The following is a 13,348-nucleotide window of genomic DNA, read 5'->3' as shown; positions in this document are numbered from 1 at the left end:
TGAGGATGCTTCCTTGCCTCTACCCGACCTGTTGCGCGAGTTGCTCGATGAGTTGCTGATGGACTGGTTGTCTCTAGGTGAACGCATAACGGCGCTGAGCCGCCGGCTCGAAGCGACTGCCCAAGAGGATAAAGTCGCTCAGCGGCTGATCACCATTCGCGGCGTCGGCCCTATCATTGCCACGGCGATCGTGGCGAAACAGACCGACCCCAGCCGCTTCGCCAGTGGCCGAATGTATTCCGCCTTCTTCGGTATCGTGCCCGATCAGCACAGCAGCGGAAACAAAATCAGATTGGGCAAGATGAGCAAGCGCGGTGACGGCTACATACGCAGCCTGATGATCCAGGGCGCGCATTCCGTCTTGAGCCAGCTAAGGCCTGATTCCGATCAGCCAGATGATCGCCGCCTCTTGCGCTGGCTATCCCGCCTTGGGCGCAAGGAGGCGGCGATCAGGCTGGCTAATCGAAATCTGCGGATTATCTGGGCCCTGTTACAAAGCGATCAGGTTTACCAACGCAAACCGAACGAAAAACCGGAGGCGGCTATGAGCCTCTGACCAACCGGGTAATGCCACCGGGGCGCTAGGCGCTCCAACCCCTGCTAGTGAACATTGACCCTAGGTAAGACCGTCGCAGACCGATGCCTCCGCTCCTACAGGCCTGATAGTGGCCTCAATGTAAACGGCACACTGCGAGCTCACCACGATGTTGGCCAGAAGCAAAAAGCTTCCTCGAACAGGCCTGATACATAGATGCAACCGGGTTCCTATGTTCAAAAAAGCAGCTAGACAGTGTGGGCGAGTCCATACATAGGAGCGGGTTTACCCGCGAAGAGGCCAGCACAGGCAATACAAAGCTTCAGGGCCGCTCAGCCACCGAGTGGTCGTCCGCCACCGGCGTCCCCCGCCCGGCTTCCTGATGCCACTGCAGGGCGATCAGGATCAGCGTAGGCACCCCCAGCAGCGCCGTGATCAGGAAGAAGTCGTGGTAGCCGAACTTCTCCACAATAACGCCCGAATACCCGCCAATCAGCCGCGGCAACAGCAGCATGATCGAACTGAGCAGCGCGTACTGGGTCGCCGAGAACTTCAGGTTGGTCAGGCTTGACAGGTAGGCGACAAAGGCCGAGGTAGCCATGCCGGAGCTGAAGTTGTCCAGTGAGATGGTCACCACCAGCATTTCCAGGTTCGGCCCCATGTCAGCCAGCATCAGGAACAGGATGTTGGTGCCGGCAGAGGCTACGCCGCCGATGAACAGGATGGGCATGATGCCGAAGCGTACGATCAGCAGGCCGCCAACCCCGGCGCCGACCAGGGTCATGATCAGGCCGAAGATCTTGCTGACGCTGGCAATCTGGTCCTTGGTGAAGCCCATGTCGATATAGAACACGTTGGCCATCACCCCCATCACCGTGTCCGACATGCGATAGGTGGCGATCAGGCCTAGCAGCAGCAGAGCCTGCCAGCGGTAGCGGGTGATGAAGTCGTTGATCGGGGTCAGCACGGGGGCCAGGCCGCGACGGCCGAGGCTCGACAGGCAGGCCCAGGACAGCAGCACGTAGAGGATCAGGCGCAGGAAGGCGCGGTCTTCCAGCAGCAGGTCGAGCGGCGTGGCATCACCGGAGATCACGCTGGACCAACCGGTATTGAACATCTGGGTGAAGCTGGCCGGTACCGAGACCAGCAGGATGATCAGCACGAACACCGAGGCCATCTGGTGCACCAGCCCGTAGCGCGCTGCCGATAGCTGGGTGCGCATGGGCACTGATGGTTCGCGCATGACCAACGTGGTGAACAGGGCGGGCAGCATCATCACCCCGAACATCACGTACGTGCCGGCCCAGGCCTTGTGCAGGTAGCTGAAGCCGGTAGAGCCGAACCACTCGGCGAAGAACAGGGCACCGGCCGTGGCGAGCAAGGCAGCCACCCGGTAGCCGGCCATGTAACTGGCTGCGAGCGCGGCCTGGCGCTGGTCATCAGCGATTTCCAGGCGGTAGGCGTCGACAGCGATGTCCTGGGTAGCCGAGGCGAAGGCCACCAGTACGGCCATGGCGATCAGCCAGGAGAGATGCTGTTGCGGGTCGCACAGGCTCATGCCGACCAGCCCGATCACCACCAGTGCTTGCGACAACAGCAGCCACGAACGCCGGCGCCCGAGGCCGCCAAGCAGCGGCAAGCGCCATTGGTCGAGCAGCGGTGACCAGACCCACTTGAAGGCGTAGGCCAAGCCAATCAGGCTGGCATAACCGATGGTTTCACGGGCAACGCCGGCTTCGCGCAACCATACCGACAGGGTCGAGAACACCAGCATGTAGGGTAGGCCGGCGGCGAAACCGAGTAGCAAAAGTACCAATGTTGACGGGCTGGCATAGGCAGCAAGCGCAGCGCGCCAGGTTTTACGGGGCATGGGCCAACATCTGCCTCAAGTTTTCGAAAACAAAGCGCGCACTCTAACCGCTGTGCTCCATTGGGCGCCAGCCATGGCGCGTCATATCCACACGATTGTTGCTTACATTCACACCTTCTGCGCGTAACCGCGCCCGTTGTTCATCGCCCGACGGGGTGCCCAGCGCCAGGCTCAGCCGGCCACCTGCACCAAGCACCCGGTGCCAAGGCAGGCGTGTGTCTGCAGGCAACTGCCCCAGGGTGCGCCCAACCCAGCGCGCCGCACGGCCAAGCCCGGCCAGTTCGGCCAGTTGGCCATAGCTCACGACCTTGCCGGGTGGCACTTGGCCCAGTACTGAATACAGCGCCGTTCGTCGGCCCTCGGCCGAATCGAGGGCGTGCTCATATCCATCAGACATCTCGCCCGCCTTGGGCTGCAGATGAAACCGGACCGGTGGTCTGGTAAATGAGAGTTGAACTCAACGGCATACTCCCGGTCTGTCCTTGCTCTGGTCGTGGGTATCTGGATAATGCCCGGCTTTTTCGTCAAATCGAACCCATAGTCCGCAAACAAAGCCCGTTTATGAATTCTAGATCCTTGTTGTGCCTTCTTGCTGTTTCCCTGTGTGCCTCTCCGGTGTGGGCCGACACTGTGTGGATGAAGAACGGTGATCGGCTAAGTGGCAAGATCAAGGTATTCGACGGCGGCAAGCTGCTGCTGGAAACCCCTTATGGCGGGTCCATCGCCCTGGACTGGAAACAGGTCCAGACGCTGGAAAGCGACCAGGAGATGCTGGTCAAGCAGGACGCCTACAGCGGAGAGAAAGCCAAGTCGCTCAAGGCGGCAGAGGCAGGCAAGGTTACCTTGGCCAATGGCGATTCACCGAAGACGGTGGCGCTGGCCAGCATCGAGCAGATCATGAAGCCCAAGCCGCTGGTCGAGGATTTCGTGTGGAAAGGTAATGTCGACGTGGCGCTGGACTACAAGCGCGCCGAGAACGACACCGACGATTATGACGTGGGCTTCAAGACCACTGCCCGCCATGGCCGCTGGCGGCACAACGCCGAGGGTGAGTACAACCGCGAGACCAAGGACGACGTCACCACCACCAACAACTGGAGCGCCGAGTACGCGCTGGACCGCTTCATTACCGATAAGTGGTTCTGGCAGGGGCGTGCGGAGTACAAGCGCGATCACATCGAAGACCTGGCCCGCCAGCGCACCGTGGGTACCGGCCCGGGTTACCAGTTCTGGGACGATGAGCTGGGTGCGTTCTCGCTGGGCTCACTGATCAACCGCACTGATTTCGAGTACCGGGACGGCGGCAAGGATAATTTCTATTCTGCGGCCGTGAAGTGGGATTACACCCGCTACCTGATCGGCAAGAACGTGCAGCTGTTCACCAACGGCGAGTTCGCCAAGCCGCTGGGTGGCGTGGCCGACTACTCGCTGGATGCCGAGGTTGGCCTGCGCTACAAGGTCACCGAGTGGGCCTCGCTGAACCTCAAGGCGGAGAAGGATATCATCACGGGCACGCGTGAGAGTGACCTGGACAAGACACGCTATACCGCGGGCTTTGGCGTTACCTGGTAAGGCGTCTGGATGCAGGTCAGTGGCACAGGCAGCTGATAATGCTTATCTTGTCCCCAACCCGTCCGCCAGGAGCCGCCCTCAAGTGAGTACCAACGCCATTCGCCCCGCCCGGGAACTGCTGCTCAAGGAATACCGCGGCGTGCTTTCGACACATTCCAGGTCGATGCCTGGCTACCCCTTCGGTTCGGTCGTGCCGTACTGCCTGGACGCCCAGGGCAACCCGCTGATCCTGATCAGCCGCATTGCCCAGCACACCCACAACCTGCAGAAGGACCCCAAGTGTTCGCTGCTGGTGGGGGAGCGCGAGGCTGAGGATGTGCAGGCGGTAGGGCGCCTGACGGTAATGGCCGAAGCGCACAAGCTGGTCGAAGAGGCCGTCATCGAGGCCGCCGCCGAACGCTATTACCGCTATTTCCCGGACGCGGCCAACTATCACAAGGCCCACGACTTCGATTTCTGGGTGCTGCAACCGGTGCGCCACCGCTACATCGGCGGCTTTGGTGCGATCCACTGGCTTGACCATGTCACCTTGGCCAACCCGTTCGCGGGCAAGGCCGAGGGGAGCATGATCGAACACATGAACAGCGATCACGCCAGTGCCATTGCCCACTACGTCGAATTGACCGGGTTGCCACAGCACGTACCAGCGCAGATGGTTGGGGTAGACAGCGAAGGCATGCACCTGCGCATCGGCCAGGCAGTGCACTGGCTGCCTTTCCCCACTACTTGCAACACGCCGACACAAGTCCGCGAGGCCTTGGTTTTGCTGGCTCGCGCCGACCATTGGCCGCTTGTGATGCAAGCCGAGGGTTGAAATCCGGAGCGCAGGCATCCATTTGAGGTCTTATTGGAAGGTTATCTTCCGTCGAGGAACCCTTGATGCGTGCTTTTCTACTGCTGTTTCTGATTTTTCCTGTGCTGGAGCTGTTCGTCTTCGTGAAGGTCAGCGCGGCTATCGGTTTCTTCCCGGCGTTGCTGCTGATCATCGCCGGCTCCGCCCTGGGCGTATTGGTCATGCGGGTGGCCGGCCTGGCGACTGCATTGCGCGCCCGTGAAAGCCTGCAGCGCGGTGAATTGCCCGCCGAGGACATGTTCCAGGGCATGATGCTGGCCGTGGGCGGTGGCCTGTTGTTGCTGCCCGGTTTCATCAGCGACGTGCTGGGTGTGCTGTGCCTGCTGCCATTCACCCGCCGCCTGGCGGCGCGCAAGATGCGCGAGCGTGCCGAGGCCCAGGCCATGCGCCAGCGTGCATTCCAGGATGACCCCTTCCAGGCGCAGCCGCGTGATGGCGGCCACCGCCCGAACGTGATCGAAGGCGAGTACGAGCGCCGCGACAAGTAAGAAGGACCGGGGCCGCGCAAGCGGCCCCGGTTTTTTTTTGGCCTGATGAAAAATTTTCTATCTCGAGCCTTGTAATCGGATGTGGCGGCCTCATGTATGTGGTCACCGCAAGGTTTCTGGTGGCAACACCAGACATTACACAGGTGGTTCGCTCACAGCGGGCCACCCCCGGCAACGCCGGACAGCATCAAAACCGCCGGTGTCGAACCGGCCGATGAAAACCACAATTTGGGAGAGATCGACAATGAAACTTCGTCCTCTGCATGACCGCGTAGTCATCCGTCGCAGCGAAGAAGAATCGAAAACCGCTGGCGGTATCGTCCTGCCGGGTTCGGCCGCTGAAAAACCAAACCGCGGCGAAGTTGTAGCCGTCGGCACCGGTCGCGTCCTGGACAACGGCGAAGTTCGCGCGCTGGCCGTGAAAGTGGGTGACAAAGTGGTTTTCGGCCCGTACTCGGGCAGCAACACCGTGAAAGTCGATGGCGAAGACCTGCTGGTCATGGCCGAGAACGAAATCCTCGCCGTTGTCGAAGGCTGATTTCCCCCGACTTCCCGTTACTCCAAAGTTTTTCAAGGATTAAACGATCATGGCTGCTAAAGACGTAAAATTTGGTGATTCCGCTCGTAAGAAAATGCTGGTTGGTGTCAACGTTCTGGCTGACGCGGTAAAAGCGACCCTGGGCCCGAAAGGCCGTAACGTGGTACTGGCCAAGAGCTTCGGCGCGCCGACCATCACCAAGGACGGCGTTTCCGTCGCCAAAGAAATCGAGCTGAAAGACGCTTTCGAAAACATGGGCGCCCAGCTGGTCAAGGAAGTTGCTTCCAAGGCCAACGACGCTGCCGGTGACGGCACCACCACCGCTACCGTTCTGGCTCAGGCCATCGTCAACGAAGGCCTGAAAGCCGTCGCTGCCGGCATGAACCCGATGGACCTGAAGCGCGGTATCGACAAGGCCACTGCTGCCGTCGTTGCCGAACTGAAGAACCTGTCCAAGCCATGCGCCGACTCCAAGGCCATCGCCCAGGTAGGTACCATCTCTGCCAACTCCGACAACTCCATCGGTGAAATCATCGCCGAAGCCATGGAAAAAGTCGGTAAAGAAGGCGTGATCACCGTTGAAGAAGGCTCGGGCCTGGAAAACGAACTGTCCGTCGTAGAAGGCATGCAGTTCGACCGCGGCTACCTGTCGCCGTACTTCGTCAACAAGCCGGACACCATGGTTGCCGAGCTGGAAGGCCCGCTGCTGCTGCTGGTCGACAAGAAAATCTCCAACATCCGTGAGCTGCTGCCAGTTCTGGAAGCCGTTGCCAAGGCCGGCCGCCCACTGCTGATCGTTGCCGAAGACGTTGAAGGTGAAGCGCTGGCTACCCTGGTAGTCAACAACATGCGCGGCATCGTGAAGGTTGCTGCAGTCAAGGCTCCGGGCTTCGGCGATCGCCGCAAGGCCATGCTGCAGGACATCGCTGTCCTGACTGGCGGCCAGGTCATCTCCGAAGAAATCGGCCTGTCCCTGGAAACCGCTACCCTGGAGCACCTGGGTAACGCCAAGCGCGTCATCCTGTCCAAGGAAAACACCACCATCATCGACGGTGCTGGCGCTGACACCGAGATCGAAGCACGCGTCAAGCAGATCCGTGCCCAGATCGAAGAAACTTCCTCGGACTACGACCGTGAGAAGCTGCAAGAGCGTCTGGCCAAGCTGGCTGGCGGTGTTGCCGTGATCAAGGTCGGTGCCGGCACCGAAGTTGAAATGAAAGAGAAGAAAGCCCGCGTTGAAGACGCCCTGCACGCTACCCGTGCAGCCGTTGAAGAAGGCGTGGTGCCTGGCGGTGGTGTTGCCCTGGTTCGCGCCCTGGCAGCCATCATCGACCTGAAAGGCGACAACGAAGACCAGAACGTCGGTATCGCGCTGCTGCGTCGCGCTGTTGAATCCCCGCTGCGCCAGATCACTGCCAACGCCGGTGATGAGCCAAGCGTGGTTGCTGACAAGGTCAAGCAGGGTTCGGGCAACTTTGGCTACAACGCCGCTACCGGTGAATACGGCGACATGATCGAGATGGGTATCCTGGACCCAGCCAAGGTCACTCGCTCGGCGCTGCAAGCTGCTGCTTCGATCGGCGGTCTGATGATCACCACCGAAGCCATGGTTGCCGACCTGCCGGAAGACAAGCCAGCTGCTGGCATGCCTGACATGGGCGGCATGGGTGGCATGGGCGGCATGATGTAAGCCAGCCTTACTCCCCGCACCATAAAAAAGCCCCGGTTCGCGAGAACCGGGGCTTTTTTTATTGCTGTGTCGGGGCCTCTTCGCAGCACAAGGCTGCGCTTGAGCCTTGTGCTGTGAAACGAGTGGATCAACCGACCAGCGGATCACCGACGTGCAGGATCTTCATGCCATTGGTGCCACCGATGGTGTGGTAGCTGTCACCCTTGGTCAGGATCACCCAGTCACCTTGCTCCACCAGGCCACGTTTGAGCAGTTCGTCGACCGCCGCCTGGCTCACCTTATCGGCCGGCAGCGCGGCCGGGTCGAAGGCAATCGGGTACACGCCACGGAACATCGAGGCGCGCGCCTGGGTGGCGCGGTGCGGCGACAGGGCGAAGATCGGTACATGCGAACGCAGGCGCGACATGATCAGCGGGGTGTAGCCGCTTTCGGTCAGGGCGATGATCGCCTTTACGCCCGGGAAGTGGTTGGCAGTGTACATGGCCGCCAAGGCGATGCTTTCGTCGCAGCGCTGGAAGGTGGTGTGCAGGCGATGGCTGGACTTCTGGCTGGTCGGGTGCTTTTCGGCACCCAGGCAGATGCGTGCCATGGCCTGGACAGCTTCGATCGGGTAGGAACCGGCGGCGCTTTCGGCCGACAGCATCACCGCATCGGTGTTGTCCAGCACGGCGTTGGCCACGTCGGACACTTCCGCGCGGGTCGGCATCGGGTTCTGGATCATCGACTCCATCATCTGGGTCGCCACGATCACGGCCTTGTTGTTGCGGCGGGCGTGCTGGATGATCTTCTTCTGGATAGCGATCAGCTCGGCGTCGCCGATTTCCACGCCCAGGTCACCACGGGCAACCATCACAGCGTCGGAGGCGGCGATCAGCTTGTCGAGGGTCTCGTCATCGGCCACCGCTTCGGCGCGTTCGATCTTGGCTACCAGCCAGGCGCTGCCGCCGGCTTCGTCACGCAGCTTGCGCGCGTATTCCATATCGCTGGCGTCACGCGGGAAGGATACGGCCAGGTAGTCCAGGTCCATTTCCGCAGCCAGTTTGATGTCGGCCTTGTCTTTTTCGGTCAGGGCCGGTGCGGTCAGGCCGCCACCTTTACGGTTAATGCCTTTGTGGTCCGACAGTGGGCCACCGATGATCACCACGCAGTGCAGGGCATCTGCAGTGGCGGTTTCGACGCGCATGACCACGCGGCCATCGTCGAGCAGCAGTTCGTCACCAACGCCGCAGTCCTTGACCAGGTCGGGGTAGTCGATACCGACGATGTCCTGGTTGCCTTCGGTCAGCGGGTGGGCGGTGGAGAAGGTGAACTTGTCACCGATCTTCAGTTCGATGCGCTTGTTGGCGAACTTGGCGATGCGGATCTTCGGACCCTGCAGGTCGCCCAGCAGTGCAACATGGCGGCCGTTCTTGGCGGCGATGTCACGGATCAGGCGCGCGCGGGCCTTGTGCTCGTCCGGCGTGCCGTGGGAGAAGTTCAGACGTGCCACGTCCAGGCCGGCGAGGATCAGTTGTTCGATCACTTCCGGCGAGTTGCTGGCGGGGCCAAGGGTGGCGACGATTTTGGTGCGGCGGATGCTCATGCACAGACTCCTATAGTGAAGCGCAGCGAAAGGCTACTCCTGAATCTCGCTGTAGTCATTGTTCCGTTGCACTACCTGCAACCAAGGCAGGGTGGCATTTGAACGGGGCAGGGTATCCTTGCAAAAGGGTGTGAAGATTTGCAGGCAAACGCCGATACACTGGCATCAAAGGAGATCCCCATGCGAGCCCTGATCGTTTTAGCCTTGGCCGCCAGCGCCGTCGGCTGTACCCGCTGGTCCATGGACCACCATCTGAACAATGCCTACCGCGCCTACGACCGCGGCGATTGCGCACGGGTCATGCTCGAACTGTCGCAGGTTGATCGCACCAGCCGTGCCCGGCCGTTCATCCACCCCGAAGTGTCACTGCTGCGCGGCCAGTGCCTGGAGCGCCAGGCGTTGTACGTGGACGCGGCGCAAACCTATCAGTACCTTATCCAGCAGTACCCGGGCAACGAATATGCCTATCGCGCCCGGGCGCGCCTGCAGACCCTGGAAAAACTCGGTCATTTGCGCGGTGCAGAAACGGCCGTGGCCAACCCGGTGACGACCGTACCTTGGCGCTAACACAAAGGTGTGGTTTATTTCACGAGATTTGCTGCGCGTGCTGCGCTAATCTGTAACTCAGCTGTTACAACAACCGCCAGTACCTTGTATTCCTGGCATCAGGTACGGAATACACTCGCGATCATGTTCAACAAGCGCCACATCGAACGTCATCAACTACCTTGTGTCCTCAAGGTGTTCAACCGCTTTACCGGTCAGGAGATCGGCCAGCTAGGCAATGCCTCTGAAAATGGGTTGATGGTCATCAGCCAGCTGCCCGTGTTGGTCGGGCCTGATTACGAGCTGCAACTGCGTATGCCCCTGCCTGGCGGCGGGCACCAGTTCGTCAACCTCACGGCCAGTTGCCTGTGGTGCCGCGAGGACCAGACGCCTGGGCACTACGATTCGGGCTTTATGCTGCTGCAGTCTCCGCGCGAGTACGATGATTTCGTACGTTCGTTGCGCGACTATTTCAGTTTCCGCCCCGCCAACGCTCCCGTCTGAACGTTCATTTTTCAGAATCGCGCTAGAATCGGGTCGACCTTGACACAGGACGACCCCGTGACCTCCAGCATTTTCTGGCACGACTATGAAACCACCGGCATCAACCCGCGCTGTGATCGGCCGCTGCAGGTGGCCGGCCTGCGCACTGACTTCGACCTCAACGAAATCGACGAGCCAATCAGCCTTTATTGCCGACCGTCGGACGACATCCTGCCGCACCCGGCGGCCTGCCTGGTGACAGGCATTACGCCGCAACTGCTGGCGGAGCAGGGCCTGTGCGAAGCCGAGTTCATGACTCGCGTGCACGCCCAGCTGGCGCAACCGGGCACCTGTGGTGCCGGCTACAACACCCTGCGCTTCGACGATGAAGTGACCCGCTACAGCCTTTACCGCAACTTTTTCGACCCCTATGCCCGTGAATGGCAGGGAGGCAATAGCCGCTGGGACCTGATCGACATTGTGCGCACCGCCTATGCCCTGCGCCCGGAAGGCATTGAATGGCCGCAGCAGGACGGGCGCACCAGCCTGCGTCTGGAGCTGCTGAGCAAGGCCAATGGCATTGACCACGGTCATGCCCACGAAGCGCTTTCCGACGTGCGGGCAACCATTGCCTTGGCTCGCCTGATTCGGCAGAAACAACCCAAGTTGTATGACTGGCTGTTTCAACTGCGCAGCAAGCATAAAGTGATGGAGCAGATCCGTCTGTTGCAGCCACTGGTGCATATATCCGGGCGTTTTTCGGCGGCGCGCAATTACCTGGGGGTCGTATTGCCACTGGCCTGGCACCCGCGTAATCGCAATGCACTGATTGTCTGCGACCTGCATCAGGAAACCCTACCGTTACTGCGGGAAAGTGCTGAAGTTTTGCGTCAGCGCTTGTACACCCGGCATGATGAATTGGCCGAAGGTGAATTACCGGTACCGCTCAAATTGGTGCAGATCAATCGTTGCCCGGTAGTGGCGCCGCTGTCGGTATTGCGCCCGGTCGATCAACAACGATTGGGCCTGGACTTGACGTTGTTACAATCGCGCGGCGAACAATTGGCCAATCAACAGGCGCAATGGCAAGAAAAGCTGGAGCACATCTATGGCAAGGACGAGTTCGCCCCGAGCGAGGACCCGGAACAGCAGTTGTATGAGGGTTTTATAGGTGACCGCGACCGGCGCTTATGCGAGCAAGTTCGTGCGCTGGAACCGGCGCAGTTGAGCCATGGCCAGTGGATGTTCGATGATCCGCGTTTGCCGGAGCTGTTGTTCCGCTACCGGGCACGTAACTTCCCTGAAACCTTGACCGGCGAAGAGCGGCAACGTTGGTATGGCTTCTGCCAACAGCGCCTGAGCGAACCGCAGTGGGGGGCGCCGAATACCTTGGGCGACTTCGAAAAGGCGCGCCAGCAAGCCTGGGAGGGCGCCGACGAGGCAGGCAGGCGCGTGTTGGAGGCCTGGCAACTGCATGCTCGACAATTGCAGGAACGCTATTCAATCGGCTGATGGCAGATAAACAAAAACGCCGGCAATGTGCCGGCGTTTTTGTTGTGCGAAGCAAGAGGGCGTATGCGGATAATCAGTCCAGCAGGGTTGCCCAGCTTTCAACCACGTCGCCGCCCCAAGTGGCTTTCCACTCTTTCAGGGTCTTGTGGTTGCCGCCTTTGGTTTCGATCACTTCACCGTTGTGCGGGTTCTTGTATTGCTTGACCTTGCGTGCGCGCTTGGTGACGGTAGTCTTGACCGAACCACGAGGTGCCTTGCTCAGTTTCGACTCTGGATCGAGCAGGGCAATCACGTCGCGCAGCGACTTGGAGTACTCGCCCATCAGTGTGCGCAGTTTGCCTTCGAACTCCAGTTCTTTCTTCAGCTTGTCATCCTGCGACAGATTGGCCAGGCGGGCCTGAAGTTCCTTGATGGCTTCTTCGGTGGCGCGGTACTCGTTGATCAGGGACATGGAGTGTTCCTTAATGCGTGTTCAGAAATGTGTGGGGCAATAATAGACAGCCCATACTCGCAAGTAAACATAAGATTGGGCAATTAACTGTTAATTAAGCTGTGACAGCATTTCTCTACGTGAACAAAATTTTACATATGCCCCGTGCGTTTCCTCTTGTCTGTCAGGCAGCGCCCGTGTGGCGTTTCGGGCTTGCATATGCCATCGCGGTAACGATCAATACTGCGTTTTTTCTGGCGGACCGCTAGAATAGGCGCCTTTGCGAAGTTCTGGAGTCTCATTCATGCGCACCTATCGTCTGGTGATCGCCTGCCCCGACCGTGTAGGCATCGTGGCGAAAGTCAGTAATTTCCTGGCCTTGTACAATGGCTGGATCAACGAAGCCAGCCACCACTCCGATGAGCAGAGCGGTTGGTTCTTCATGCGTCATGAAATCCGCGCTGAATCGCTGCCGTTCGGTATCGAAGCCTTCCGTGAGGCGTTTGCGCCGATCGCCGAAGAGTTCTCCATGACCTGGCGCATTACCGACTCGGCTCAGAAAAAACGCGTGGTATTGATGGCCAGCCGTGAGTCGCACTGCCTGGCAGACTTGCTGCACCGCTGGCACACCGATGAGCTGGACTGCGAGATCCCTTGCGTGATTTCCAACCACAACGACCTGCGCAGCATGGTCGAGTGGCACGGTATTCCGTTCTTCCATGTACCGGTCGACCCCAAAGACAAGGCCCCGGCCTTTGCCGAAGTGTCGCGCCTGGTGCAGGAGCATGCCGCCGACGTCGTGGTGCTGGCCCGCTACATGCAGATCCTGCCGCCACAACTGTGCCGGGACTATGCCGAGAAGGTGATCAACATCCATCACAGCTTCCTGCCGTCGTTCGTCGGCGCCAAGCCTTACCACCAGGCCGCCCTGCGTGGGGTGAAGCTGATCGGCGCGACGTGCCACTACGTCACCGAAGAGCTGGATGCCGGCCCGATCATCGAGCAGGATGTGGTGCGTGTCAGCCATGCCGACAGCATCGAGGACATGGTCCGCTTCGGCCGTGATGTGGAGAAGATGGTGCTGGCCCGTGGCCTGCGTTATCACCTGGAGGACCGCGTGCTGGTGCATGGTAACAAGACTGTGGTGTTCGACTGACACCGTCCGGCTTGCTGTGAGATTCCGGGCTGCTGCGCAGCCCTGTCACGACAGGGGCGCAGAGCGCCCCGGCAATCCTGGGTGAAACGGCAA

The 13,348-nt window shown here is 60.2% G+C and carries 13 protein-coding genes and 1 pseudogene; 10 read left to right on the top strand and 4 right to left on the bottom strand.

The window, feature by feature from the left end:
• Nucleotides 1–556 (top strand): annotated as a pseudogene (locus ACF8O8_RS06595) (IS110-like element ISPpu11 family transposase); the annotation flags it as partial.
• Between the two features lie 301 nt (nt 557–857).
• Here ACF8O8_RS06595 and ACF8O8_RS06590 read toward each other — a convergent pair.
• Complete coding sequence (locus tag ACF8O8_RS06590) at nt 858–2,405, bottom strand: AmpG family muropeptide MFS transporter (RefSeq protein ID WP_350298613.1); 1,548 nt, start codon at nt 2,403–2,405, stop codon at nt 858–860.
• Nucleotides 2,406–2,448: 43 nt separating this feature from the next.
• Entirely contained in the window at nt 2,449–2,802 is a 354-nt protein-coding gene (locus tag ACF8O8_RS06585; RefSeq protein WP_010952470.1) for an MGMT family protein, read from the bottom strand.
• A gap of 164 nt (nt 2,803–2,966) precedes the next feature.
• Here ACF8O8_RS06585 and ACF8O8_RS06580 point away from each other — a divergent pair, with 164 nt between their 5' ends.
• From ACF8O8_RS06580 to groL, 5 genes are all read left to right on the top strand, one after another.
• Nucleotides 2,967–3,977 (top strand): DUF481 domain-containing protein, encoded by a 1,011-nt coding sequence (locus ACF8O8_RS06580; RefSeq protein ID WP_049587343.1) that lies wholly within the window; start codon nt 2,967–2,969, stop codon nt 3,975–3,977.
• Nucleotides 3,978–4,059: 82 nt separating this feature from the next.
• Nucleotides 4,060–4,791 (top strand): HugZ family protein, encoded by a 732-nt coding sequence (locus tag ACF8O8_RS06575; protein WP_049587345.1) that lies wholly within the window; start codon nt 4,060–4,062, stop codon nt 4,789–4,791.
• A gap of 65 nt (nt 4,792–4,856) precedes the next feature.
• On the top strand, nt 4,857–5,318 hold the full coding sequence (locus ACF8O8_RS06570) for an FxsA family protein (protein WP_003251903.1): 462 nt from the start codon (nt 4,857–4,859) through the stop codon (nt 5,316–5,318).
• 244 nt (nt 5,319–5,562) lie between these two features.
• Entirely contained in the window at nt 5,563–5,856 is a 294-nt protein-coding gene (locus tag ACF8O8_RS06565) for a co-chaperone GroES (protein WP_003251905.1), read from the top strand.
• Nucleotides 5,857–5,905: 49 nt separating this feature from the next.
• The gene (gene groL / locus ACF8O8_RS06560) at nt 5,906–7,546 is read left to right on the top strand and encodes a chaperonin GroEL (RefSeq protein WP_010952474.1); all 1,641 of its coding nucleotides are present in this window, start codon (nt 5,906–5,908) and stop codon (nt 7,544–7,546) included.
• A 127-nt stretch (nt 7,547–7,673) separates the two neighbouring features.
• Here the strand turns inward: groL and pyk are convergent, their stop codons facing one another.
• On the bottom strand, nt 7,674–9,128 hold the full coding sequence (pyk, locus tag ACF8O8_RS06555; protein WP_003251912.1) for a pyruvate kinase: 1,455 nt from the start codon (nt 9,126–9,128) through the stop codon (nt 7,674–7,676).
• A gap of 180 nt (nt 9,129–9,308) precedes the next feature.
• Between pyk and ACF8O8_RS06550 the strand changes: the two genes are divergently transcribed.
• The 3 genes from ACF8O8_RS06550 (at nt 9,309) to sbcB (ending at nt 11,669) form a co-directional block, all read left to right on the top strand.
• Nucleotides 9,309–9,695: a hypothetical protein gene (locus tag ACF8O8_RS06550; protein WP_003251914.1), complete on the top strand. Its 387-nt coding sequence runs from the start codon at nt 9,309–9,311 to the stop codon at nt 9,693–9,695.
• 123 nt (nt 9,696–9,818) lie between these two features.
• A complete protein-coding gene (locus tag ACF8O8_RS06545; protein ID WP_012053641.1) occupies nt 9,819–10,178 on the top strand; it encodes a PilZ domain-containing protein in 360 nt (119 codons plus the stop codon).
• A gap of 57 nt (nt 10,179–10,235) precedes the next feature.
• Nucleotides 10,236–11,669, top strand: coding sequence for an exodeoxyribonuclease I (gene sbcB / locus ACF8O8_RS06540; RefSeq protein ID WP_010952477.1), 1,434 nt, complete (start codon nt 10,236–10,238; stop codon nt 11,667–11,669).
• Nucleotides 11,670–11,742: 73 nt separating this feature from the next.
• Here the strand turns inward: sbcB and mvaT are convergent, their stop codons facing one another.
• Nucleotides 11,743–12,120, bottom strand: coding sequence for a histone-like nucleoid-structuring protein MvaT (gene mvaT / locus ACF8O8_RS06535; RefSeq protein WP_010952478.1), 378 nt, complete (start codon nt 12,118–12,120; stop codon nt 11,743–11,745).
• A 283-nt stretch (nt 12,121–12,403) separates the two neighbouring features.
• Here mvaT and purU point away from each other — a divergent pair, with 283 nt between their 5' ends.
• Nucleotides 12,404–13,255, top strand: a complete 852-nt coding sequence (purU, locus tag ACF8O8_RS06530) for a formyltetrahydrofolate deformylase (protein WP_003251921.1) — start codon at nt 12,404–12,406, stop codon at nt 13,253–13,255.
• The last annotated feature ends 93 nt before the right edge of the window (nt 13,256–13,348 follow it).

Source organism: Pseudomonas sp. TYF_14, assembly GCF_043105275.1.
Taxonomy (GTDB): Bacteria; Pseudomonadota; Gammaproteobacteria; order Pseudomonadales; family Pseudomonadaceae; genus Aquipseudomonas; species Aquipseudomonas alloputida.
Note: the sequence above shows the minus strand (reverse complement) of the source record. Positions and strands in the feature narration are given on the sequence as shown.

What these genes read in the sequence shown, in the direction of transcription:
- ACF8O8_RS06590 (WP_350298613.1), bottom strand. Translation starts at nt 2,405, where the DNA reads ATGCCCCGTAAAACCTGGCGCGCTGCGCTTGCTGCCTATGCCAGCCCG.
- ACF8O8_RS06585 (WP_010952470.1), bottom strand. Translation starts at nt 2,802, where the DNA reads ATGTCTGATGGATATGAGCACGCCCTCGATTCGGCCGAGGGCCGACGA.
- ACF8O8_RS06580 (WP_049587343.1), top strand. Translation starts at nt 2,967, where the DNA reads ATGAATTCTAGATCCTTGTTGTGCCTTCTTGCTGTTTCCCTGTGTGCC.
- ACF8O8_RS06570 (WP_003251903.1), top strand. Translation starts at nt 4,857, where the DNA reads ATGCGTGCTTTTCTACTGCTGTTTCTGATTTTTCCTGTGCTGGAGCTG.
- ACF8O8_RS06565 (WP_003251905.1), top strand. Translation starts at nt 5,563, where the DNA reads ATGAAACTTCGTCCTCTGCATGACCGCGTAGTCATCCGTCGCAGCGAA.
- groL (WP_010952474.1), top strand. Translation starts at nt 5,906, where the DNA reads ATGGCTGCTAAAGACGTAAAATTTGGTGATTCCGCTCGTAAGAAAATG.
- pyk (WP_003251912.1), bottom strand. Translation starts at nt 9,128, where the DNA reads ATGAGCATCCGCCGCACCAAAATCGTCGCCACCCTTGGCCCCGCCAGC.
- ACF8O8_RS06550 (WP_003251914.1), top strand. Translation starts at nt 9,309, where the DNA reads ATGCGAGCCCTGATCGTTTTAGCCTTGGCCGCCAGCGCCGTCGGCTGT.
- ACF8O8_RS06545 (WP_012053641.1), top strand. Translation starts at nt 9,819, where the DNA reads ATGTTCAACAAGCGCCACATCGAACGTCATCAACTACCTTGTGTCCTC.
- mvaT (WP_010952478.1), bottom strand. Translation starts at nt 12,120, where the DNA reads ATGTCCCTGATCAACGAGTACCGCGCCACCGAAGAAGCCATCAAGGAA.
- purU (WP_003251921.1), top strand. Translation starts at nt 12,404, where the DNA reads ATGCGCACCTATCGTCTGGTGATCGCCTGCCCCGACCGTGTAGGCATC.